The 22,526-nt window shown below is 44.8% G+C and carries 20 protein-coding genes; 14 read left to right on the top strand and 6 right to left on the bottom strand.

What is annotated here, in order from left to right; all coding sequences use genetic code 11:
* Positions 1-48: 48 nt before the first annotated feature.
* Positions 49-846 carry a class I SAM-dependent methyltransferase gene (locus ACSVDE_RS15700; protein WP_439301794.1) on the bottom strand — a complete coding sequence of 266 codons (798 nt, stop codon included), beginning with the start codon at positions 844-846 and terminating at the stop codon, positions 49-51.
* A 109-nt stretch (positions 847-955) separates the two neighbouring features.
* On the opposite strand from ACSVDE_RS15700, the gene ACSVDE_RS15695 reads away from it, so the two are divergent.
* The 4 genes from ACSVDE_RS15695 (at position 956) to hflC (ending at position 6,321) form a co-directional block, all read left to right on the top strand.
* Positions 956-1,795 (top strand): DUF4037 domain-containing protein, encoded by an 840-nt coding sequence (locus ACSVDE_RS15695; RefSeq protein ID WP_439301793.1) that lies wholly within the window; start codon positions 956-958, stop codon positions 1,793-1,795.
* A gap of 27 nt (positions 1,796-1,822) precedes the next feature.
* A complete protein-coding gene (locus ACSVDE_RS15690; RefSeq protein WP_439301792.1) occupies positions 1,823-4,234 on the top strand; it encodes a penicillin acylase family protein in 2,412 nt (803 codons plus the stop codon).
* A gap of 208 nt (positions 4,235-4,442) precedes the next feature.
* A complete protein-coding gene (hflK, locus tag ACSVDE_RS15685) occupies positions 4,443-5,402 on the top strand; it encodes an FtsH protease activity modulator HflK (RefSeq protein ID WP_439301791.1) in 960 nt (319 codons plus the stop codon).
* Complete coding sequence (gene hflC / locus ACSVDE_RS15680) at positions 5,392-6,321, top strand: protease modulator HflC (protein WP_439301790.1); 930 nt, start codon at positions 5,392-5,394, stop codon at positions 6,319-6,321. The genes hflK and hflC overlap by 11 nt, the downstream gene beginning before the upstream one ends.
* 417 nt (positions 6,322-6,738) lie before the next feature.
* Here hflC and ACSVDE_RS15675 read toward each other — a convergent pair whose 3' ends face one another.
* The 4 genes from ACSVDE_RS15675 to ACSVDE_RS15660 all read right to left on the bottom strand — a co-directional run bounded on the left by ACSVDE_RS15675 (position 6,739) and on the right by ACSVDE_RS15660 (position 10,820).
* Entirely contained in the window at positions 6,739-7,668 is a 930-nt protein-coding gene (locus tag ACSVDE_RS15675) for an NAD(P)/FAD-dependent oxidoreductase (RefSeq protein ID WP_439301789.1), read from the bottom strand.
* A complete protein-coding gene (locus ACSVDE_RS15670) occupies positions 7,665-8,213 on the bottom strand; it encodes a 5' nucleotidase, NT5C type (protein ID WP_439301788.1) in 549 nt (182 codons plus the stop codon). Before ACSVDE_RS15670 ends, ACSVDE_RS15675 begins: the two co-directional genes overlap by 4 nt.
* A gap of 294 nt (positions 8,214-8,507) precedes the next feature.
* The gene (locus tag ACSVDE_RS15665; protein WP_439301787.1) at positions 8,508-9,659 is read right to left on the bottom strand and encodes a S1C family serine protease; all 1,152 of its coding nucleotides are present in this window, start codon (positions 9,657-9,659) and stop codon (positions 8,508-8,510) included.
* An 18-nt stretch (positions 9,660-9,677) separates the two neighbouring features.
* Positions 9,678-10,820 (bottom strand): zinc-ribbon domain-containing protein, encoded by a 1,143-nt coding sequence (locus ACSVDE_RS15660; protein WP_439301786.1) that lies wholly within the window; start codon positions 10,818-10,820, stop codon positions 9,678-9,680.
* A 165-nt stretch (positions 10,821-10,985) separates the two neighbouring features.
* Between ACSVDE_RS15660 and ACSVDE_RS15655 the strand changes: the two genes are divergently transcribed.
* The 8 genes from ACSVDE_RS15655 to ACSVDE_RS15620 all read left to right on the top strand — a co-directional run bounded on the left by ACSVDE_RS15655 (position 10,986) and on the right by ACSVDE_RS15620 (position 17,417).
* Entirely contained in the window at positions 10,986-11,765 is a 780-nt protein-coding gene (locus ACSVDE_RS15655) for an SDR family NAD(P)-dependent oxidoreductase (protein ID WP_439301785.1), read from the top strand.
* Between the two features lie 67 nt (positions 11,766-11,832).
* A complete protein-coding gene (locus ACSVDE_RS15650) occupies positions 11,833-12,861 on the top strand; it encodes an FUSC family protein (RefSeq protein ID WP_439301784.1) in 1,029 nt (342 codons plus the stop codon).
* Positions 12,862-13,074: 213 nt separating this feature from the next.
* Entirely contained in the window at positions 13,075-13,614 is a 540-nt protein-coding gene (locus ACSVDE_RS15645; RefSeq protein ID WP_439301783.1) for a DUF420 domain-containing protein, read from the top strand.
* A gap of 15 nt (positions 13,615-13,629) precedes the next feature.
* Complete coding sequence (locus ACSVDE_RS15640) at positions 13,630-14,703, top strand: GGDEF domain-containing protein (RefSeq protein ID WP_439301782.1); 1,074 nt, start codon at positions 13,630-13,632, stop codon at positions 14,701-14,703.
* A gap of 117 nt (positions 14,704-14,820) precedes the next feature.
* Positions 14,821-15,414, top strand: coding sequence for a histidine phosphatase family protein (locus tag ACSVDE_RS15635; protein ID WP_439301781.1), 594 nt, complete (start codon positions 14,821-14,823; stop codon positions 15,412-15,414).
* Complete coding sequence (locus ACSVDE_RS15630) at positions 15,411-15,920, top strand: DUF6886 family protein (RefSeq protein ID WP_439301780.1); 510 nt, start codon at positions 15,411-15,413, stop codon at positions 15,918-15,920. Before ACSVDE_RS15635 ends, ACSVDE_RS15630 begins: the two co-directional genes overlap by 4 nt.
* A 68-nt stretch (positions 15,921-15,988) precedes the next feature.
* Positions 15,989-16,600, top strand: coding sequence for a YczE/YyaS/YitT family protein (locus ACSVDE_RS15625; RefSeq protein WP_439301779.1), 612 nt, complete (start codon positions 15,989-15,991; stop codon positions 16,598-16,600).
* Positions 16,601-16,715: 115 nt separating this feature from the next.
* Positions 16,716-17,417 carry an MOSC domain-containing protein gene (locus ACSVDE_RS15620; protein ID WP_439301778.1) on the top strand — a complete coding sequence of 234 codons (702 nt, stop codon included), beginning with the start codon at positions 16,716-16,718 and terminating at the stop codon, positions 17,415-17,417.
* A 76-nt stretch (positions 17,418-17,493) separates the two neighbouring features.
* Here ACSVDE_RS15620 and ACSVDE_RS15615 read toward each other — a convergent pair whose 3' ends face one another.
* Positions 17,494-19,530 (bottom strand): sigma-54 interaction domain-containing protein, encoded by a 2,037-nt coding sequence (locus ACSVDE_RS15615; protein WP_439301777.1) that lies wholly within the window; start codon positions 19,528-19,530, stop codon positions 17,494-17,496.
* A gap of 182 nt (positions 19,531-19,712) precedes the next feature.
* Here ACSVDE_RS15615 and yfcC point away from each other — a divergent pair, with 182 nt between their 5' ends.
* A complete protein-coding gene (gene yfcC, locus ACSVDE_RS15610) occupies positions 19,713-21,215 on the top strand; it encodes a putative basic amino acid antiporter YfcC (RefSeq protein ID WP_439301776.1) in 1,503 nt (500 codons plus the stop codon).
* Positions 21,216-21,253: 38 nt separating this feature from the next.
* A complete protein-coding gene (gene iadA, locus ACSVDE_RS15605) occupies positions 21,254-22,432 on the top strand; it encodes a beta-aspartyl-peptidase (protein WP_439301775.1) in 1,179 nt (392 codons plus the stop codon).
* Positions 22,433-22,526 lie beyond the last annotated feature (94 nt).

The following is a 22,526-nucleotide window of genomic DNA, read 5'->3' as shown; positions in this document are numbered from 1 at the left end:
TATGTTCTAATCATGTCCGTCTATACTGGGGGTATACCATCCGCTTCCTTATTTCGAGGACTTGAAGTATCCAGTTTCTTTTGTAATGAAGACAGGACCTACTTGTTGAATCTTCAGGGCAATAAAATCTTCAAACGATTTCCCGTTGTCCGTTTGTAACTCTATTGCAGCCTCACTCATGGTTGAAAGCACATATTCAACGAGTGGACGAGCTTCTGTAACTTTCAAGTGACAGTCATATAGAGAGCGGGAAACTTCAGAGAATATCTCCTGGAGCTGACTTTGGCCATTCTGTAGTCCGAATGCTTGATGGAATTTCGACGTGTCATAGCGTAAGGATGGGTTGAAATCTTTCAAGATTTGGCTCAGTTCTACCAAGTGATTTTCACCAACAGTCGACGTATAACAGGTCCCACCTTGTTTCAAAACTCGACGTAATTCCATCAACCCCTTTTTACGGTTGTGATCTGATAGGTGATAAAGCATATGGTTCGCCATGACGATATCAAATTCCTCAGCATGAAATGGAAGAGAACATAGATCACCGACGTAAAATTCAGCCGAAACGCCTGCTGCCTCCAAATTATTTTTCGCTTCCTCAATCATCCCTGCAGACTGGTCCATCAAGAACAGTTTTAACGATTTTGGCAGTTTCTTTGCATTCTCTGCCCAAAACCATCCCGTTCCACAACCAACATCCAGGATGGTATCTGTATCTGAAAATCTCATTTGATTGAAATACCATTCTGACCAGCTGACTGGGTTGGTACCATACATTTCATGTAATTGAATACGCGCGTTCAATGGTTTACTCGTTCGATATTGATGATGCAGTGTATGTTTCATCCTTCTCGCTCCTTTTTCAATATTCTTTACATTTTAACAAAAAGTTGAATTATTTTTCGAAATATTTTGATATACTTGAGTTGTATTTCCATGAAATAGGAGAATGAAAATGAACTTACAACAAGAAGCACGACAAATGGCAGATTACTACATAAACAATCCGAAATTAGAGGTTTTATTTCTTGGTGGGTCGGTCTCGAGAGGGTGGGAAGACCGATATTCCGACATAGAACTGTTTTTACTATGGAAGGAACCTCCGACAGATGAAGAGCGGCAAAGTCCGATCCGAAAAGCAGGAGGAGAAATCCTGTCCTTTTATCCATACGAGGACTTGGAATGGTCCGAAACCTATCTCGTCAATGGTACGAAGTTTGAAATCAGCAGTTTTTTGACAAAGACGGTCGAGCAATTCATACAGGATATGAAAAACGGCGACCTCTCATTGGAAAAGCAGTGCTTGATTGGGGCTGTCGCAGACGGGAAACCCTTTATAGGCGAAACACGTTTCCAAGAGATTTATGATCGGGTTTTTCCATATCCTGAACGTTTGAAAAAAGGTTTGATTGAACAGGCGTTTGAATTCGGCGGGCCCTGGCAGAGCAGAGAAGCGCTCATTGATCGGGGTGATGTGCTCTTATTTCAAAAGACACTAGCGGATATCGGAATGAAACTGATGCTTTCTTTGCAAGCCTTGAATCATCAATATATCCATCATCCTGGCATGAAGTGGCTGAAAGAAACGAGCGACCGAATGAAATGGAAACCGGATCGTTTCTATGAAAGGATGACAACTGTTTTTTACGCGGATAACCCAACAGAAAGAATAAGGGTTTTAGAGCAATTGATTTATGAGACCGGGCAACTTGTTCAGAAACATAATCCTGGACTGGATCTCACAGCTCACATGCAACAGGCACAAGCGAACCGGCCGGGTGTCAAGCCGAGTTAACGGAATGGCTTTGAAAGGGGAGGCAGAATGGAAAAGGTCATCGAGAGAGAATATGAAAAAGAGTATAGGACCAGTCGGGGGACGAAGCTCAAAAAAGGATTGACCATCGGTTTCACTATCATTCTCATACTTGCATTGATTGTCACATCAATCGCGATCTATGTCCTTCAGAGAAGTCTCCCAGATATCAGAGGAGAAAGAGCATTAGCTGGACTTACGGGTCCTGTATCGGTCTATCGGGATCAGGCGGGGACTCCCCATATCGAGGCTGGCAGCTTGAAAGATCTTTATATGGCACAAGGTTTCGTTACTGCCCAGGATCGTCTCTTTCAAATGGACTTGAGCAGACGTCTAGCTTCAGGAAGATTAAGTGAAGTTGTAGGCGATGGAACGGTTGACCGTGATCGCTTTTTCCGGACACTTGGTTTAAGAAGAGCGGCTGAAGCCTCTTATGATCAATACTCCACCGATGCTCAAAAAATCCTCCAGTGGTATGCCGATGGGGTGAATGCATACATAAAAGAAGCGAAAGAGAAAAACATACTCCCGCCGGAGTTTACAATTCTGGATTATGAACCGGAAAAATGGACGCCGACCGACTCTTTGACAATCGGCAAATACATGGCTTTCGACTTAGGGGGTCATTGGGAAGGACAAGCTTTCAGACAGTACTTATTACAGACTTTTCCGGAAGAGAAAGCGTTGGAACTTTTCCCGTCCTATCCTAAAGACGGGCCGGTCATCATATCAGAAGCGAAGTCACATCCCGTTGATTTCGAAAAATCTTTTGCGGGTGCCGTTATCCCGGATCCGTTCAATGGGAGTAACAACTGGGTCGTTGCTGGTCAGAAAACAGAAAGTGGGGTTCCTCTTCTAGCGAACGATCCACATCTCGGACTTGGAACACCGTCAATTTGGTACGAAACACATCTGAAGGCGGATGAGATGAATGTCAGCGGGGTCATATTCGCTGGCATCCCAGGAATCATCGTCGGACACAATGAAAAGATCGCTTGGGGAGTTACGAATGTTGGACCGGATGTGCAGGATCTTTATATCGAAAAAAGACATCCGGAGAACGCAGAACTCTTCTTATATAACGAAGAATGGGAAAAGGCTGAAGTCATTGATGAACCGATCAAAGTAAAAGATGGCGAAACCGTCGATCATCAAGTGACGATTACAAGACATGGTCCGATCGTTTCTGAATTTGCTCGATACGACGAAAAGGATACAGCCCTGGCTATGAGGTGGACCGCCCTGGACCCATCCACCGAGCTTGAGGCGGTGATCCGTATGAACCAGGCAGATGATTGGGACACGTTTAAGGAAGCCTTGACGTACTTCCATACTCCGGCACAAAACTTTGTGTTCGCTTCTGTTGATGGTGATATCGCTTACCGTGCGAACGGTTTGATTCCGATTCGTAAGAAAGGGGACAGCCTGCTTCCTGTGCCAGGTTGGACAGACGAATATGAATGGGAGGGCTATATTCCATGGGAGGACCTTCCGACGGTCGTAAACCCTTCTAAAGGATTCATCGCTACGGCCAATAACAAGATTGTTGATGACGATTACCCTTATCACATTACGCATATATGGGCACAACCGTACCGGCAACAACGGATTGTAGATACATTGTCGAGAATCGGCCAGCTGACGACGAAATCGATGAAAGATTTGCAGATGGATCAGTACAACCTCCAAGCTGCTGAAATGGTTCCGATCCTTTTACCGAAAATCTCAAGAACGGACCTGAATGAGATTGAAAATGATGGGTATGAACTGCTCGCTAAATGGAGTTATGAGGACCGGATAGATCTAGGGGGACCGTTGTTATTCCATTTATGGATGTCTGCCATGAGTGACGTATTGTTTGAAGATCAAATCGATAAGAAAATGATGAAGTTCTTTGATGGACGGGCACAAGCAGTAGATGAGCTGATCCGAAATGCCGATCGAGGCGAAATAGGGATATGGATGAGGGATGCAGGAGGATTGAAAGCAGCCGCTACGGAATCTTTTAAACGAGCTGTAAAAGAGGCTGTCGCCCTGCAAGGAGATGAAACGAAAAACTGGCGATGGGGGCAGTATCATTCCTTGTTGTTTGAACACCCTCTTGGCTCCATCGAACCCTTGAACCTATTGTTCAACCCGGATGAAGTGGAAGTTGGAGGAAGCCGCGTCACAGTTATGGCGGCCGGCTGGGATCAAAAGACCGGCAAAGTGAATCATGGAGCAGCATGGCGTACCGTTGTCGATCTTTCAGATATTCAACGCTCACAAAACATTGTCGGTCCTGGTCAATCAGGACATGTTTTAAGTACGTGGTATGATGATCAAGTGTTGGATTGGGCGAATGGGACCTATCATACGACTAGCATCGAAAAAGAAGACTATGCTGACGGCGACCAACTAAGGTTGGTACCGGCAGAGTGATATGATAGACTGAATATGGTTCTTAAGTCATGTTCGATTTGAACTACCGCAGAAATTCTGTGGTAGTTTTTTTATTCCGGAATGAGTGAATTTCTATAAATTTGAAAAGAAATTCAACATCGCAATAGATATAAAAACTTTCATGAAACCATATGGTCTTATGAACGTATAAATTGATAAGTGAGTTTTTAAAGGGGGTTGTAACAACATGAATCGTACAATGAAACTAATCATCTTCATCCCGCTCGGGTTGTTGATTGCTGCGGCATTAGTCACGAGTGTGTATACAGTGGACGAATCCGAACAAGCCGTCATTGAGACATTCGGTCAGGTGGAAGAGGGGATCATTCCTTCTGGCTTACACTTCAAATTACCGTGGCCGATCCAACAAGTGCGGAAGTTTTCAAAAGAGACATTCAGTTTGCAATTCGGCTATGAAGAAGTCGATGGTGAAGTGACGAAGGAATACCCAGAGGATACGAAAATGATTACAGGGGATGAAAATATCGTCTTAGCGGATATGGTCGTCCAATGGAAAATCACAGATCCGAAAAGGTATCTTTATGCCACAAATGATCCGAAGCAGATCCTTTATAATGCGACATCTGCTTCACTAAGGGGAATTATCGGGACATCAACCATTGATGAATCTTTGACATCCGGAAAGGCAGAAATTGAAGCGGAAGTCCGTGATCTTCTGGTCAAACTGATTGAAGACTATGACATTGGTGTTTCAATCTTAGCGGTCAAGCTTCAAGATGTGGATCTGCCGAACAAAGAAGTTCGCCGAGCATTCACAAAAGTAACGGATGCCCGCGAAACGATGAATACGAAAATCAACGAGGCGAAGAAGTATTCCAATAAGCAAAGGGAAGAAGCAGAAGGGGAAAAGGATGCCATCATCTCCAGAGCGGAAGGAGATAAAGCCGCTCGTGTCGAGAAAGCAAGAGGGGATGTCGCGACATTCAACGCTCTTTACTCTGAATATACGAAACAACCGGATATTACAAGAGAACGTCTTGTACTGGAAACACTTGATCAAGTTCTTGCCGAAGCTGAAATTTATATCATGAATGATGAAGGCGGGACATTGAAATACTTACCGATCCGACCTGCTGAGACGAAGCCGGCTGCGGCACCAGAGGGGGAGAAGAACAATGAGCGATAACATATATGATATCAATGAACAGAAGCGATCGTTCAACTGGAAAAGACACAAGAAGCCGATCATCTTCGGAGTGATCATACTTCTCCTATTAAGTTTCATCATCAGTAACCTGTTTATCGTAAAAGAAAATGAATACCGCGCGGTCCGTCAGTTTGGAGAGGTCGTCAAAATCATTGATGAGCCTGGTTTGAACTACAAGCTACCGTTCATCCAAACGGTGTCGACTTTACCGAAATATCAAATGATGTATGATGTGTCAAAAGCGGAAATCAATACGAAAGATAAAAAGCGGATGATCATCGACAATTATGCGGTATGGCGTATCGAGGATCCGAAAAAGATGATCACCAACTTGCGTACGACGGAAAATGCAGAAGCTAAAATGGCCGAATTCATCTTCTCCATTGTCCGTTCGGAGCTTGGTAAGTTGGATTACGATGAAATCATCAATGACGAGAACTCATCGAGGGGTAGTCTGAACGAGCGTGTAACGGAGAAAGTAAATAACTTACTGGAGCGTGATCAATTCGGTATCATTGTAAAGGATGTCCGTATGAAGCGGACCGACTTACCTGATGAGAACGAAGAATCCGTCTTCACACGTATGATTTCAGAACGTGAAACGAAGGCGCAACAATACTTATCTCAGGGTGATGCAGAAAAGAACCGGATCATCGCCAATACGGATAAAGAAGTGAAACAACTATTAGCGAAAGCAGAAGCGGACGCTGAAAAGATCCGTGCTGAAGGGGAAAAAGATGCAGCGTTGATCTATAACGAATCCTTTAGTAAAGACGCAGGATTCTACTCGTTGTATCGAACGCTGAATTCTTATAAGAAAACGATTGATGACGAGACAGTCATCATCTTGCCGAAAGACTCTCCATACGCCCGATTGTTGATGGGATACTTGGATTAATAAAACGATGAAAAAGACTGCCAGCACATCCTATAGTGGACTGCTGACAGTCTTTTTTTAAGTCCCCAAGGACTTTTATAAACATCGTAGAATTACCATCCATGCTCAGAAGGTTGATTTCGCACGAGATTCACGACACTCCTCGAAAATGAAATTCGCATTTTCTTCGTGCGATGGAATGCTGTCGAAGTTTTTCTTGTCCTGCGGGAATAGCGAGCCAGGCGAGAACCCGCAGCGAACACGATCGAGTGTTCTAAGGAACTTCGACTAAGTACCATCACGTCCTGTGATGAACGTCGAAGTCAGTACATCCTGTACAAGTCCGTCCTGTGGTGAACGTCGAAGCCAGCACATCCTGTGGAAGTGAGGCTCGCGGTTCGCCCGCGGAAAGGGAGTGAATTTCGAAGAAATCATATGTTATGAAAGCCGTAAAGAAAGGTGTTTCGCTGCAACCATGCCTTGAGCGGTCGCTGATGAAATGCTTGAAAACATCGGATGCGTACATACATCACCAATCGCATAGATCGAAGCATCACTCGTCTGTTGGCAGCTGTTGACGACTACATAATTCTCCTCATCAAGATGGACATAATCTTTTACGTAACGAGTGTTAGGTTGGACACCGATTCGGATAAAAACACCTTCTACGTCTAGATGATCCGTTTTTTGTGTCAGCCGGTTATATAGGTCAACCCCATTGATCCCGTTTTCTCCATGATGGATCTGCTTCACGACAGTATCCTCCATGACCCTGATACGGGTGTGATTTAAAGCGGGTTTGGTGAACTCATCTCTTGCGCGGAACTGTTTAGATCGGTGGACAAGATACACTTCAGCTCCGCTTTCTGCAAGCAGAAGAGCTCCTTCAAATGCGCGATCTCCTCCGCCTACGATGACGACCTTACGCCCTTGGAAGCGGTGGCGATCTTTTGTCGCCGAGTAGATTTCTCCCCGATCAATCATCTCCTGCTCACCTGGAATGTCCAGACGACGGACGGAAGTACCTGTTGCAAAGATCAAATATTGATATTCGACCTGCATTTTTTCTCCGTTAGAATGTAAGTGGACCGTTTTTTGATCATGGTCGAATGACTCGATCGACATCTTGACATGGGCTGTACAATCGAGTTCTTCCAAATGGTGTTCAAACTGTTTTTGAATTGCTTTTCCATTTTCAAATATGCCACCAAGGTAATCGACAATTTGATTATGGATGTCATTCAACTGTCCACCGAGGTAATCAGCTTCTTCAATTAACATATAATCCAACCCGAGTCTTTGGCACCATACAGATGCTGACATTCCGGCAGGACCACCACCGATTATGAGAATATCCTTTTTGATCAAGTGCGTTCACCCATTTCGAATTTTTCGATTAACGTTTCAAATTCAATCCAGCTTCCTACTCGATCCACATCGACATTACGATTGTATGGATAATCCATTGCCACAGCTTTTCTTCCGGTTTCAGAAAAGGCAATGAGATTATGGGGTGCATCATCAAAAAGCAAATCCCCGACGACCATTTCTTTTCGGTGAGTGAAAACCAAGTTTCGTGCACCGATGAACGGTAGATGTTTCTCCACCCATTTTTCTTTTTCCGTATAGGCGTAAGTCCGACTGCTTGTGACAATCAGAATCTCGTATGTTCGAGAAAGACGTTCGAGGACTGCAATGGCGTTCGGAAAAGGTTCTAGGTTCAAAAAGAGGCCTGGCTGATCCAAATATTCATAGATCTTTTTCCCGCATGCTTCTTTAACGTATTTTTCACTTTGCCAGCACTTGAGGTCTTCCACACTCAAGTTGTCATCATAATCTTCGTTATATCTTCGATGCCATTCCGTCATTAGATCCACGATGACGGAATCCATATCTATGAGTAGCGTTTTCATCCTAAAATCCCCTTTTGCATTCGACACTTGTTAACAAGATTATAACAAGAGGTTGTTGAAAAACAAAAAGCCGTGAATCTCGCTCAAAGAGAGCTTTTGGATGGGTGAAAAAAAGGAAAGCGGTGAAGTCACCTACCCAAAGAGAGCTTTTGGATAGGTGAAAAGAAGGAAAGCGGTGAAGTCACCCACTCAAAGAGAGCTTTTGAATGGGTGAAAAGATGAAAATCGTTGAAGTCACCCACTCAAAGTGGGTTTTTGCATATGCGCAAAGATGAAATGGACCTTTAGCAGTCGTTATTCAACTTTAGTCGCTTTTCCATTGAGGATCTTCAGTAAATTGTTTTCAAAGCTTACAGTGTAAGTGCATTTATAGACGAACGTTTTGGTCTCGCGATTTTTCTGTCGTTCCAACGCATCAATGATGATCGTGACTTTCATCGCTTCTTCCTCTTCCATATGTTCCGCTTTGATCTGGTTGATCGTAATATCCACCGTATGAATATAGCCGTTTCGAAACTTCTCATATGATGTGTTCTTCTGCCATTCACTTCCGAGCAGAGAGTATGCAGTCACGTAGTCTCCCATCGCAAGACTTTCATAGAAGTATCCGACAATATATTTACTATCTTCTGCATCAAGTTCTTTCGTTATCGAGTTGTCATCCTCGTTTTGAGGTGGCGGTGTCACGTTTGATGGATTTTCCGACCAGGAAGACAATTGTTCAAACACATCTTTCATCGGAATACTGAAGCCGATGGAACCTTCTTCTGTTCCGGCTGAATTGATGGCAACCACTTCACCCGTTCTCTGATCGATCAACGGACCACCACTGTTCCCTTGTGTGATGGGAGCGGATATTTGATAAACATTCGAGTATGTATAATTTTCTAATGTGAAATCTCGATTCAAACCGCTTATGATTCCTGTCGTGACAGAGTTTTGCAATCCTAGAGGGCTTCCAAGCGCAATCACTTCGTCCCCGATTTCTGCCAGATGATCATGAAGGACAGGAAGCGGATCGTTTCCTTCCAATTTTGGAACTCTTACGAGCGCAATGTCTGTTGATTTACCGATTCCGATCAGTTGCCCTTCATATTGCTGCGCATCTGCTGTCCGAATGGTGATTTTCTTCGCTCCAGCAACGACATGTGCATTTGTGACGACATCACCTTGATCATTGTATAGAAAGCCGGACCCGACGCTATTGCCAGAATCACTTTCAACATCCAGTTGGACGACGCTTTTCTGACTCTCATGGATGATGGTTTTCAGATCTTTCTCAAGATGAACGTCCGACTTTTCCTTTGCTTCTTTCAGACTGCCGATGGTAGAGGTCGCGTTCACTTGAAAATGGTTGAAATGATTGTAAAGGAGATACCCTCCTACGATACCCGTGATGAGTATGAGGGAGGTGGTGATGGTTGATATCCAAGTTCGAGTGTTCATTGATGACCTCCCCTTCATTCAATTGACATGCCAATCTGCTTCATTGAATTTTACATTCAGTTCTTCGTTGACCAGATAATGCGTGTATTCAAAAGTTCCAGTTTCATCAGGGTATAAGATATCTGGATACACGAATACTTCATTCTTATCAAAGATTTTCCCGTCCTGATCCGTGAGCGTATAGGAAATCCGGATTGAGCCGATCGGCACGGTTGCCTGACTTTTAATAGTACCGGTTACGATGATATCCCCGAGATGATTCATCTTGGCTTCAATGGAATTGAGCTTGATCGCATTGTTCAAGTTATGTTCCTTTTCTTCAGCTGCGGCGACAATCGCTTGTTCAATCCGCTTTTGCTCTGCTTGTTCGAAAGCGACTTGCTCGTTATGGATCGTCGTCTTCAAACTGAGCAGCTTTTTGCTCTTCGGTTCATGGTAGAGACCCTTTTTAACAGAGGCAAGAGCTGCAGAGAATTGATTGTCGGTCAGAAAATCATTCGCCTGCACATAGGCGATTTCAGCAATTCTCTTTCGAATTTCTTCCGCGATTTGTTCCGCTTCAGGTGATTGGATTGCGTCTGCTTTCGTTAAAAGGGGTTCCAGCTCATCCAGGGTTGATTTGCCTTCCATATCATATTGCAGGTGGGCGATATTCAGTGCATTCTCATTTGAGGTGATTTTCTGATCGAGTGCAGATGCAACTTTTCCTGTATAGCTCCTTAGCGTGCTTTCTGCTTTTTGGATCTGTTCCGAAGCTTTGTCGAAGGCTTTCTCTTCAATATGTTTCTCGGATATGTTCAACCGTTCTTGTATGTGAAGGGCATCTTCTATCAATCTCATGTTCTCTGTGGCGGCTTTAAAATCGGACCGGTGATCCAGAGCCGTCTGGAATGCTTGTTTCGCTTTTTTATAGTCGCCGTCCAGTGCAGCCTTTTCACCATTATCGAAGGCTTGGATAGCCGCTTCGGTCTTCCTATGCTCACTATAAAAATAGCCTGCTAGACTGGTAGTCACGAGGATGAAAGCGAGGAGAGGAGCAAGCCACTGCCAACGTTTCATTTTCTTAGTAGTTTCATCAACTGTAGGCAACCGTTTGGATCCGCATGCTAGACAATATGTATCTCCTATTTGGAGTTGTTTTCCACAATTCGAACAATACATCGAAATCCCACACCCTTAAAAGCAATTACTTCTTCTATTCTGTCATAATTTAGGACGCTTTGGAACTCCTAAATGCACCAATTTTAAGCAAAATAAGTTGACGGATGAACACGTATAATTTATTATATGTTTAAACAATTAAACGAATAAACCTAAAAAGGGTGAATGAATATGAAAACAGCGTTGATCACAGGAGCTTCAGGTGGAATCGGTCTGAAATTGGCTCACCATTTTGCGAAGGATGGACACAACCTCGTGCTTGTTGCACGATCGAAAGACAAGCTAGAGAAGCTTGCCGGTAATTTGAAAGACCGCTTCAACATCCAAACGGAAGTGATTATAGCGGACCTTGGTGCCACAGGCGCGGTTGATCGATTGCTTGAAGAACTTTCAAACCGCAACATCAGCGTCGATATCCTCGTCAATAACGCAGGTTTCGGATTATACGGGGAATTCTTTGAAACGCAATGGGAAGAAGAGAAGGAAATGATGATGGTCAATATGATGGCATTGACCGAATTGACCAAACGACTTGTTCCATCAATGATGGAACGCAAGTCAGGGAAGATCCTGAATGTCGCCTCTACAGCTGCCTTTCAGCCTGGGCCTCTTATGGCAGTCTATTATGCTACCAAAGCCTATGTTCTTTCATTTTCAGAAGCGTTAGAAAACGAATTGAAAGGTACGGGTGTCTCTGTATCGATCTTATGTCCTGGTCCGACAGATACAGGATTCCAGCAACGAGCAAGCATGGAGGAATCCAAGTTGCTTGAAGGTGGAGTCATGAGCGTCGATCAAGTCGCAGATATTGCTTACAAAGAGTTCATGGCTGGAAAGACGTTGATCATTCCTGGGTCTCAAAACAAGCTTCTTGCGTTCATGATTCGATTCTTGCCGCGTAAAATGGTGACGCGAACTGTACGTAAGGTTCAAGAACGGAAGTAGGGCAAGTAGCATTCCCCAGTGCCGATTGTTACAATAAAAGGAAATGATTGGTGCCAGGGTGATCTGTATGAAAATGAGCGACATTAAAAAATGGGTTGGAGGACGTGTAATCAAGACAGGACTTGCAGCCTTCGTGACCGCCTTGATCTGTAACCTTTTCCATCTCCCTGTCCTCTTTGCCGTCATTACCGCAATCGTAACCGTCGAGCCGACCGCTTCAGATTCCATCAAAAAGGGAATGATCCGCTTCCCTGCTGCGATGATTGGAGCGGCTTTTGCGATGGTTTTTGAGTATTTTCTCGGACCATCGTCTCTTACATATGCGTTAGCTGCCACACTTACCCTTCTAGCCTGTCATAAGCTGAGACTGGATGCGGGTATGCTCGTCGCCACCTTGACCGCTGTTGCGATGATCGCTGAAACGGAAGATCAGTATTTCTCTTCTTTCGTCGTACGCCTTTACACTACCCTTATCGGCCTGGTCGTCTCAACAGCCATCAACTATCTGATCCTGCCACCTCATTATCATGAAATGGTCCGCACGCAAGTGGATGAACTCTACGACCGTTCTGGGATGCTATTGAACCGGTTTGTAAAAGGAGGTACTCCACGTGAGCTTCAATCGGAATACCGCAAGATAAGCAAAGATATGGAACGCACCTTTTCACTTGCTCAGTATCAGAGGGAAGAGTGGAAATACAGACGTCATAACTTGAGGGATATTCGGGAATTCGGAATTCTCATGAAGAAGCTCGAGTACTATCAGAAGATCCTCTATCATTTTGCCAATCTCGTTTACTTGAACATTGAGGAAGCGAAGCTGAGTGAGGAAAAAGTCACTACGATCATGAAAGCAGTCGATTCCATTGGGTCGATTCTGAGAGATCCTTCTCATCGAATTCCAGATGAACACAACGCACTGATTGAAGAGTTGGACGAGTTGTTCATCTCAGAAAGAGAACGACGGATCCAGACAGAACATAAGTCGACAAGAAAACACTTATCTGTTCGGATTGCCATCATCTATGAATTGTTGGCTTTGGAAGATGTATTGGAAGACTTGGAAAGGATATGTACAAAAGAAAAGGCACACTAATTCTGTCAAAAAAGCTCGAAGGATTCTTCGGGCCAATTTACTTATATGAGCAGGATTTTCTATGGTTATAAAGAATCAGAAATGGGTACATAGTTTTAGAGTCTTTTTTGGGAACGTAATGTGAACGTTATGTGGATTCATCTTCTCATAGTTGCTGTCCAAGGGTGACATCCGATATTCTTATGACAGGACTATCGATATAGGAGAGAAACGATGAATCAAAATCAACCGAAACAACAGAAGAGTTACACTGGCGTTGTTGTCATTTTATCCATTGTCATTAATGCACTTGTGGTCGTCTTGTTCTTTTTACCAGAATATCAGGGCGAAACAGGATTCGATATTAAGATCCTTCCATTGTTGAATGCGATTTTCAACAGCTTTACATTCGTCTTTTTGCTTGCAGCATTATGGTTTGTGCTACGGAAAAACATTAAACTTCATCGTCGCTTTATCTTTGCGGCATTTACGACGACCGCATTGTTCTTGGTGTCTTATGTTTCCTATCATTATCTAGCGGAATCCACTACCTATGGGGGAGAAGGTCCGCTGAAGTACATTTATTATTTCATTTTGATTACCCATATCATTCTTGCGGCAGTCATCGTTCCGCTTGCTTTGTTATCCCTTGTGAGAGGGTTGACGATGCAGGTAGAAAAGCACCGGAAGATTGCAAGGTGGACCATGCCTTTATGGCTTTATGTCAGCCTGACAGGAGTGTTGGTGTACATCTTGATTTCTCCATATTATTAACAGGCGGGGTGCGCAATGGGGCAGTTAGGGCTTGATACTCGAAAGTTGAATCGAAAAATTTTAAGCGTCTATTGGATTGTGATTGGATTAGCGATTCTCATCAAGCTAGTCAACAGTAATTTTTCTGAACTGCCATTTACGGAATACTTTATAGACTTTGTGCTCATTCCGAGCGGTATAGGAGTCCTGGTCGTCTTATCGACAGAATGGTGTGTAAGGAAATTGAGTTGGAATGTCGATTTGATCGTTATACTGGCAGGGCTCGCTTTAGCGCTCAATTTCATTTACAGCCGTCCAGATATCATCATTCTTCGTTCTGCCCTGTTCTTGCCGATACTTGTTTCTGGAGCGTATTTCAAAAGGAACACCATCATCATGACGTCTGTCGCGACGATTGTCAGTTACAGTTTTCTCACGATGATGCAGCCGATTCTAAGGACTGGGGTGACCATCACCGATCATTTTACGATGATAGCGATGCTGGTCATAGCAGCCATTGCGGTCATTGGAATCATGGAAAGAGGGCTTGAACTGGCAGGGCATTATCGCCAGTCAATCGAGAACCAGCAAGATTTGCTCGTCAAAAATACCTTGATGGAGAAATTGACGAAAACAGACTCATTGACGGGGATGTACAACCAGATTTCGTTTCATCAATTCCTGGATGAACTGCTCGCTCATCATGCTCAATATCACTTCTCGATCCAAATGGCGATTTTCGATCTGGATAATTTCAAGCAAGTGAATGATACATATGGTCACCGTGCAGGTGATGAGGTGCTGAAACAGATTTCTAAGCTGATCAAAAGTGAAATCACACCAGATGACTTTGCGGCCCGTTATGGCGGGGAAGAGTTCATCGTTTTGTTTGTCGGTAAGCCGATGAAAAAGACGGCTCATTTAGTGGAAGACATCCGTAGAAAAATTGAAAGCATCTCCTTCCGCGTTCTGGAAGGACAAAGTGTTACGGTGAGCGTAGGCCTACAGGAGTACGAAGCGCACACTGGAAAAGACGCCTTTTTTGAAAAAGCCGATTCGTTATTGTACGATGCCAAACGAAACGGTAAAAACCAGGTGATTACAGGATGATACAGAGGAAACTGCAAAGTGCTGCAGTTTTTTCTTTTTTGTTCAAAAGATTGCAGGAGTCCACTTCCATATATGGAATATTGGTAGTCTGGCATTTTTATAGGAGGGAAGAAAGGTATGACAACCATTGCTTTTATTAGACACGGCGTGACGAACTGGAACTTGGAGAGAAGAGCACAGGGGCAGTCGAACATTCCACTGAATGAGGAAGGCATCCTTCAAGCGAAAGCGGTTGGACGCAGATTTGAAGGAGAAAAATGGGATGCGATTTATACGAGCGATTTGAGCCGGGCAAAAACGACTGCTGAAGAGCTTGGTAAAGTCCTTCAACTAGAAGTCACAGGAGATGAACGGCTTCGGGAAGTCTCATTCGGCGACATTGAGGGAACGCTGGAAGATGAGCGTGTAGAGCGTTGGGGACCGAATTGGAAGGATCTGAACTTGAATATTGAAAAAACAGAAGAGGTTTATAAGCGGGCTCAAAGCTTCATGGATGAAATACGAAACCGCCATGAAGGTCAAAAGGTCATCGTCGTAAGTCATGGTGCATTTTTGAACGACTTGTTCAAGCTTTTGCTTGGTGATCAATTTGAACATTGTCGATTGGATAACACATCCATCTCCATTGTCGAATTCCTTGAAGACCAGTGTGAAATGAAGCTTTTGAATTGCTCCACGCACCTTTCCGAAATCGGTGAAAAAGAGGCGTGAATAAGCGCTATTATCATTATAGTGAAGAGCCGGATATCCAAGACTTCAAACCGAGGATATCTCCATCTTTTCCAGATGAACCACCTATGGTGTGGGCGATTGATGCAGATCATCGCCCGCTTTATTATTTTCCAAGAGATTGTCCCCGTATCGCTTTTTGGGAAAATGAGAAGACGACACCCCAAGATATCGATCGGTTCAAGTTGAATACGAAAATGGTCATTATCATAGAAGAAGGTTGGCTGGGAAAACTGGAGGATGCGGTTCTCTATGAGTACACATTCTCAGGTGAAACTTTCCGATGCTTTGATGAAAATGCAGGATATTTCACCTCAATGTCCTCTGTAAAACCGGATAGCGTGAGGAGACTGGACGGTTTGATTCACCGGCTGCTGATGGAAGGCGTTGAGCTAAGGTGGGTGCCCTCTTTGTGGAAGGTAAAAGAAGACGTCCTCGCATCTTCACTCGCCTTTTCGATGATTCGTTTGAGAAATGCAAAATACTGACAATTCACTCTGGGCAAAGAACGTGGTATGATGGATAAATGAATTTTGAACAACGGAGGAAGAACAACATGAAATCATTCATCGTACGGTTGATCAGTTTTATACTTGGGCTGAGTCTCATTTCATTCGGCGTAAGTTTGACGATAAAAGCAGAACTTGGCACAGGCGCATGGGATGCCCTGAATGTCGGGCTCTCGAAGACGATTGGTTTGACGGTTGGAAGCTGGGTCTTCATCGTCGGCATCGTGCTTATTGTTTTGAACGCAATTTTGATGAAGTCGCGACCTGACTTTCTGGCGGTCATTACGATTTTCCTAGCAGGTCTTTTCATTGACGGCTGGTTGCTGGTTGTACTGGATACGTTCCAGGCCAATGGGTTATGGGAGCAAATCGTTGTGTTCGTTGTCGGTGTGATCGTCCTTTCATTCGGGATTGCAGTCTATCTGCAAGCGAACTTCCCGCTCATTCCGATCGACAAGCTTATGCTGGCCATTCAGGATCGTCTAGGTGTGAGTATGGGAACGGCCAAGACCATCGGAGAGCTCTCTGCACTTGTCGCAGCATTCCTTTTCAGTGGACCGATCGGCTTAGGGACACTGATCGTGACCTTTACGATTGGACCGCTTGTCCAATTGTTTGCACCTCGAGTCCACAAGTTTCAACAACGATTACAAACATGATATTTTTTAAAAAGGTGGGTCAAGGGATCCACCTTTTTTTACTGTATAAAAAAGGGTTTGGCATGTCGGAATTGGTATATATTAAGAGAGTGATCAAGGAATGGAGGGGATTTACTTGAGTAAGGCGACTGTCAAACATGTCGTTCGTTATCCTGTCAAATCAATGCAAGGTGAATATATGGACACATTGGAAATACATAAGCATGGAGCCGCTGGTGATCATATTTTCGCATGGGAAATGCAAGACAAACCGGGCGAATACCTGACGATACCGAAATATCCATTTTTGCTGGACTATGAAGTGACGTTAAGTGAAGGTGGCGCGCTGAACATTCAGAAAGAGGCCCTTCAGCTGAGCAGCCTTAGGTCGAAGGAGGCGGAAGCTCATATATCCGACCGCGCTGATCGACCTGTTTCACTCGTATCAATGGATGTTGAGAACGAAGAACCGAGCTATTGGGAAGAACCGCTTCTCATAGCAAGTACAGCCTCGCTTCGTAAAATCCAAGAAATGACCGACCGGGACTCATTGGACATGCTCCGATTCCGACCTAATCTGATCGTTGATGTTGAAGGGGACACGCCGTTCGTGGAAGAATCTTGGATCGGGAAAGAGCTCGTTCTGAATGATGTTGTCTTATTTGTGAAAAAAGCGTGTGAGAGATGCGCTTACGTCAATGTCGATTCAGGTACGAAAGAAGTGGATCCGACTGTATTGAAGACGGTCGTGAAAGAGAACAAAAACGTATTCGGCGTCTATGCCACAGTGAAAAAGACGGGAACCGTGCGAGTCGGAGACCCGATTGAGATCAAATAGAGGAAAAGCTGCCTGGTAAGGTTCCAGGCAGCTTTTTGTGTGCTTATTTATACGAGTCGTTTAATGCCTCACTCTCTCACTCTGACCGATGGCTTGCTAACCATTGCATACCTGCATCTGTCAGCTCGGATCCTTTTCTTCCGCGGTGGATCTTCACGAACCCGACCCGCTGCAAGTCTTCCATCCTCGTCCGGATTTGTTGAGGGGTCAAAGGGGTAGCCGTCTCTTTTAGCGTATCGACGAGCTTCAAGCGGCTCGCATTCTCGTTCCTTTCATGCAATATCTTCATGGCTTGGAGCAGTTCGCCGTATTCTTTCCGATTTTTCGGCGTGAATGGCGAGCTCGGTACTCCTTTTTGCACTGGAGAAGGACTGTATCCATCCATTTTCGGCATATCTTCAACCTTTAGCTCGGACGCTTCACTCAGCGCAAGCATATAGAGGATCGTGTTTTTCAACTCTCGCACATTTCCTTTCCACTCCGCATTTAAGAGCCGCTCCAACACGTCAGGATGGAATGATTTCTTATAACCGGCTTCCTGCAGAATGAAGGATTCTGCCAATAAGGGGATATCCTCTGTCCGTTCCCGCAAGCTCGGCAGCTCGAGCGACAACACTTTGATCCGGTGGTAAAGGTCCTCCCGGAACAATCCTTTCTCGACAAGTTCAGGCAAGTTCTTGTTCGTAGCCGTGACGATCCGTACATCGACGGATATGTTTTTCGTATCACCGATCCGCCTGACCTCCATCTCTTGTAAAACGCGCAATAGCCTCGCCTGTAGCTTCAGACTGATATCACCGATTTCATCCAGAAACAGCGTACCGCTATCCGCCTGCTCGAAGACGCCTTTTTTACCGCCTTTTTTCGCACCTGTAAAAGAACCTTCTTCATAGCCGAACAATTCGCTTTCAAGCAGCTCTTCCGGCAAGGCGCCACAATTGATGGCGAGATATGGATTTTTCCTTCTGGAGGATTCATTATGGATAGCGGATGCGAACAATTCCTTACCGGTACCAGTTTCACCGTGGATCAAAATCGGCAACTCACTATTCGCGAGTTTACGGGCGATCCGTTTCGTGTCTTCCATGATGGCACTCTGGCCGAGAATGCTTGAGAAGGTATACTTCGCCACATAACCGCGTCGCTGTAGCTCTTGTTTTCTCGCCTTTTCCATCTCCAACGTTTCTTCCATATCCTTGAACGTAGCGACGATCACGCCTTCCTGTTCCATCCGGAATCGATAGACCATCACTTCTCGTTGCCGTAGAGTGAAAAAGCTTTGAGATTCGGCTTTTTCAGAGAGCAAAAATCTTGTCAGCTCGATATTCTTGAAGACCTTTGATAGCTTTTTCCCTTCGGCATAGCTGCCGGACATGCCGAGCATTTGTTCCAACGCTTCATTGAACACGGTGATTTCTCCATTTTCCTGAATGGCGAGAATTCCGTCGTTGACACCATCGACAACCCGGTTCAAAAATTTGTTCAGCCTTCGAGCTTGCATGTGGGTATCTGAGAGCTTTTGACTGAGCTCGATGATTTTCTTCGTGTACCGGTCTGTGATATCAATACTCAATTCCTCTGAGAGTTCAAAATGATTGGCGATTTTAATGATCGTGTTCAAATCGATGAGTCGGACACCAACATCGATCTGCTTTTCAATCCACGAAGGAATCAGATGGGTTTCACCAGGTGAAATGGCAATGTGTACGCCATCCGGCTTTTGTGTACTCTCACTTGAATAGGGAATATAGTCGACGTGATTGATCCCGAGCTTATTCAGCTTCGTAATCGCCTCTTTCGACGTTTCCAAAAGATCGTTCACATAAAGGACTTTCTCTCCACGCTTCAGTTCGAAGATACGGTCAATGAATTCGTAATTGATCGTCCTGGTCGAACGAATCACGGTACAGGATGAAAAGTCGATGTAACTTTCGACCTCTTTTTCAATCAAAGAAGAAGAGAGAACGATAAGCTCATTCTCGAAATAGTGGGGGATGCCATGATCGCTCGCATGGCTTTCGATATGTATAAGGTCACCGAACACGGAGGCTAATTGGTTTTTTAAAGCTTTCTCCGTTTCTCTCGTTCCGGCAAGTAGAATTAAACGTCTCATGAATCACATCTCCTTTACGCCTTTCCTATGCTCTCAATATGGTGTAATAGGTTTAAGTGAGAAGAACCAATAACAACTTATTGTTACCAGAATAACATACATTTGTTGATATTTTCTGATTATTCTTCTTGGCACGAATCTTGCATTATTAATGGACAAGTACAAAATAGAGGGGGATAAGAATGGATCAAGAACAAAAAGCATGGAAAGTACCACATACATTCATCATCATTTTTTTCGTCGTATTGTTAGCTGGATTGCTGACGTACATCGTGCCGAAAGGGCAATTCGAGACACAAGACGTTACATACGTCAAAGACGGTGAAGAACAAACGAAAACCGTCTTGAATCCGGAATCGTTTACATATGTGAAGGATGACGAAGGAAACCTGGTTCGTGAAGGAACGAGCTTATTCGAGCCGGGTGGTGGAATCGGATTTCTGAACTATGTGTTTGAAGGGCTTGTGTCAGGAGATAAGTGGGGCTCTGCTGTCGGAGTCGTCGCATTCATCCTGATCATCGGTGGTGCTTTCGGTATCATCATGAGGACGAAAGCGATCGAAGAAGGCATCCTGAAAGTCATCGACCGTACAAAAGGGAAGGAAGGACTGATCATTCCAGTCATGTTCTTCTTGTTCTCACTCGGTGGTGCTGTATTCGGTATGGGAGAAGAGGCAATCGCATTCGCCATGATTCTCGTTCCAATCATGATTGCCATTGGTTATGATGCGATCACAGGTGTTATGGTCACTTATGTTGCAACTCAGATCGGATTTGCGACCTCTTGGATGAATCCGTTCGGTGTCGCCATCGCACAAGGGGTTTCCGATGTACCGGTCTTGTCCGGTGCAGGGTTCCGTATCACGATGTGGATCGTCTTTACGCTAGTCGGAACGTTCTACACTTGGAGATATGCACAAAGCATCAAGAAAGATCCAAAGAGGAGTTTGACCTATGAGTCAGATGGCTATTTCCGTAAGCAAGGTGAGGTAACGGATCTCAACTCGAAATTCTCGCTCGGACATACACTGGTTGTATTGACGGTCGCGTTGGGTGTAGTCTGGATCATTTGGGGAGTCGTGGAGCACGCGTATTACATTCCTGAAATTGCGAGTCAGTTCTTTACGATCGGATTGGTAGCCGGCATCATCGGCGTCATCTTCAAATTGAACAACATGACATGGAACGATATAGCGGAAGGCTTTACAGATGGCGCGAAGGATCTGCTTCCAGCTGCATTAGTCGTCGGGATGGCGAAAGGAATCGTCATCATCTTAGGAGGAGACAGTCCGGATGCACCGTCCGTATTGAATACCGTGCTTTATGGTGCTGGACAGGTTGTTGGTGATTTTCCTGAAGTGATTTCAGCCTGGTGCATGTATCTGTTCCAATCGATCTTCAACTTCTTCGTCGTGTCCGGTTCCGGTCAGGCAGCATTGACGATGCCACTTATGGCGCCGCTTGCTGATATTGCTGGTGTAACGCGTCAGACTGCTGTCCTTGCATTTCAATTAGGTGACGGGCTGACGAACATTTTCGTACCGACATCCGCTGCGTTGATGGGTACACTTGGAGCTGCAAGAATAAATTGGGGTGTTTGGGCGAAATTTATCATTAAGTTCATGCTGATCATGTTCGTTCTATCCACGATTTTCATGGTTACAGCCGTTATCATCAACTTTTAATATAGGGTAAAAATATCAGATAGAGAGGAGCTTGCATCATGTTGAAACTAGTTCGGAACGGAGAAATATATGCTCCCGAATATCTAGGGAAGAAAGATGTATTGATCGTCGATGAGAAAATCGGGTATATCGATGATCAGATTGACGTACCGGAAGGCTTTTTCGGTGAAAAAGTGGAAGTCATCGACGTGGAAGGGAAGGTAATCGTTCCCGGATTCATCGACTCGCACGTCCATATCATGGGAGGTGGCGGAGAAGGAAGCTTCAAAACGCGCACACCTGAGCTTATGCTGACAGACGCGACGACGTCTGGCATCACGACCTTGATCGGGGTGATCGGAACAGATGGGACGACACGGACGATGGCCAGCCTGATTGCGAAAGCGCGTGGCCTGGAGGAAGAAGGAATCACCTGTTACGTGCAAACGGGATCGTACCAGGTACCCGTGAAAACGTTGACCGGTAAAATCGAAGACGACATCATCCTCGTCGACCGCATTATCGGAGCAGGGGAGATTGCGATTGCTGATCACCGTTCTTCACAGCCGACTGTGGAAGAGATGGCGAAAATAGCTTCTGCAGCACGTGTCGGAGGGATTTTATCCGGTAAATCAGGAATTGTGAACGTCCATGTCGGGGATAGTCCGGATTGCCTGAATCTGATCGAGGAAGTCGTTGAAACGACTGACATTCCGATCAAACAGTTCTACCCGACGCATATCAATCGTAATTCCAGATTGTTTGAAGCGGGCATTGCTTATGCGAAAAAAGGCGGATATGTCGACTTCACGACGAGTACGATTCCGAAGTTCCTTGAAGAAGGGGAAGTGAAATGCAGTACAGGTCTGAAGCGGATGTTGGATGCAGGGGTCCCAATCGAGCAGATCACCTTCACATCCGACGGTCAGGCGAGCTTGCCTGAATTCGATGAAAACGGAGACTTCAAAGGCTTGAAGCTCGGAAAAGTATCCAGTCTGTTCAAAGAGGTGAGGGATGCGGTGCTAGAGGAGGATGTTCCGCTTGAGACCGCGATTCAGGTGGTAACCTCAACGCCAGCGCACATTTTGAAGCTGAAGCAAAAAGGTCGGATTCGTGAAGGGAACGATGCGGATCTCGTCATCCTTGAAAAAGAAACGCTCGAGATTGATACTGTACTTGCGAAAGGAAAGCTGATGGTGAAGGAGAAACAGGTAATCGTTAAAGGGACTTTTGAATAAATAATACGAGAAGAGGCGCATTTTGTGTTGCGCCTCTTTTTTGTGGTAGTAATGATGTACTATTTAAGTTCCCCAAGACGAAGCAAAAGTTCCA

The sequence above is a fragment of the Pseudalkalibacillus sp. Hm43 genome (assembly GCF_051842935.1).
Taxonomy (GTDB): Bacteria; Bacillota; Bacilli; order Bacillales; family Fictibacillaceae; genus Pseudalkalibacillus.
This window is presented reverse-complemented; position numbering and strand designations above follow the sequence as displayed.

Coding starts and splice junctions, on each gene's coding strand:
- ACSVDE_RS15695 (WP_439301793.1), top strand. CDS start 956: ATGAACTTACAACAAGAAGCACGACAAATGGCAGATTACTACATAAAC.
- ACSVDE_RS15700 (WP_439301794.1), bottom strand. CDS start 846: ATGAAACATACACTGCATCATCAATATCGAACGAGTAAACCATTGAAC.
- ACSVDE_RS15625 (WP_439301779.1), top strand. CDS start 15,989: ATGAAATCATTCATCGTACGGTTGATCAGTTTTATACTTGGGCTGAGT.
- ACSVDE_RS15615 (WP_439301777.1), bottom strand. CDS start 19,530: ATGAGACGTTTAATTCTACTTGCCGGAACGAGAGAAACGGAGAAAGCT.
- hflC (WP_439301790.1), top strand. CDS start 5,392: ATGAGCGATAACATATATGATATCAATGAACAGAAGCGATCGTTCAAC.
- hflK (WP_439301791.1), top strand. CDS start 4,443: ATGAATCGTACAATGAAACTAATCATCTTCATCCCGCTCGGGTTGTTG.
- iadA (WP_439301775.1), top strand. CDS start 21,254: ATGTTGAAACTAGTTCGGAACGGAGAAATATATGCTCCCGAATATCTA.
- ACSVDE_RS15670 (WP_439301788.1), bottom strand. CDS start 8,213: ATGAAAACGCTACTCATAGATATGGATTCCGTCATCGTGGATCTAATG.
- ACSVDE_RS15640 (WP_439301782.1), top strand. CDS start 13,630: ATGGGGCAGTTAGGGCTTGATACTCGAAAGTTGAATCGAAAAATTTTA.
- ACSVDE_RS15645 (WP_439301783.1), top strand. CDS start 13,075: ATGAATCAAAATCAACCGAAACAACAGAAGAGTTACACTGGCGTTGTT.
- ACSVDE_RS15690 (WP_439301792.1), top strand. CDS start 1,823: ATGGAAAAGGTCATCGAGAGAGAATATGAAAAAGAGTATAGGACCAGT.
- ACSVDE_RS15665 (WP_439301787.1), bottom strand. CDS start 9,659: ATGAACACTCGAACTTGGATATCAACCATCACCACCTCCCTCATACTC.
- ACSVDE_RS15655 (WP_439301785.1), top strand. CDS start 10,986: ATGAATATGAAAACAGCGTTGATCACAGGAGCTTCAGGTGGAATCGGT.
- ACSVDE_RS15660 (WP_439301786.1), bottom strand. CDS start 10,820: ATGTATTGTTCGAATTGTGGAAAACAACTCCAAATAGGAGATACATAT.
- ACSVDE_RS15650 (WP_439301784.1), top strand. CDS start 11,833: ATGAAAATGAGCGACATTAAAAAATGGGTTGGAGGACGTGTAATCAAG.
- yfcC (WP_439301776.1), top strand. CDS start 19,713: ATGGATCAAGAACAAAAAGCATGGAAAGTACCACATACATTCATCATC.
- ACSVDE_RS15635 (WP_439301781.1), top strand. CDS start 14,821: ATGACAACCATTGCTTTTATTAGACACGGCGTGACGAACTGGAACTTG.